Origin of the sequence: Brachyspira sp. SAP_772 (genome assembly GCF_009755885.1) — a bacterium.
GTDB lineage: Bacteria > Spirochaetota > Brachyspiria > Brachyspirales > Brachyspiraceae > Brachyspira.
The window spans coordinates 1-664 of sequence record NZ_VYIX01000216.1; the positions used below are offsets into that span (position 1 = coordinate 1).

Consider the following 664-nt stretch of genomic DNA (forward strand, 5'->3'; position numbering starts at 1 on the left):
AAGAAGGCTTTTAATGAATGCGATATAAAAGAAAGAATAGTTCCTATTAGAGGAGGCACTGATGGGGCTAGGCTATCATTTAGAAATCTTCCTTGTCCTAATTTATCTGCTGGAGGAGAGAATTTCCATAGCAGATTTGAATATATTCCTACTCAATCTTTAGAGAAGATGACAGAGGTTTTATTAAAAATAATAGATATATATTCTAAATAAAAAAAGGAGATGGTTCTAATGCCAAAAGTTTCTGTTGTTATACCARTTTATAATGTAGAAAAATATTTAAAAAAATGTTTGGATAGTGTTATTAATCAGACATTAAAAGATATAGAGATAATTTGTGTAAATGATTGCTCTTCTGATAATTCTGAAAGTATAATTAAAGAATATATAAATAAAGACAACAGAGTAAAACTAATTAATAATAAAAATAATTATGGAATAGGTTATTCTCGTAATATTGGTATTGATAATAGTTTGTCAGATTATATTTCTTTTATAGATTCTGATGATTTTGTATCTGAGAACTTTATTGAAGAGTTGTATAGTACTGCTTTAAAAAATGATGCAGATATAGTTTTTACAAATAATATATATACAGTTAATGAAGACACTAACAATATAAAACCTTATTATCACAATAGAATGAATATTTGGAAGAAAAAAT

1 protein-coding gene and 1 pseudogene are annotated in these 664 nt (G+C 25.2%); both read left to right on the forward strand.

The features are described from left to right. Positions 1-213, forward strand: a pseudogene (locus tag GQX97_RS13645) (peptidase T); the annotation flags it as partial. Positions 214-231: 18 nt separating this feature from the next. Next, on the forward strand, positions 232-664 hold a 433-nt coding region (locus GQX97_RS13650; protein WP_157152317.1), incomplete at its 3' end, for a glycosyltransferase family 2 protein.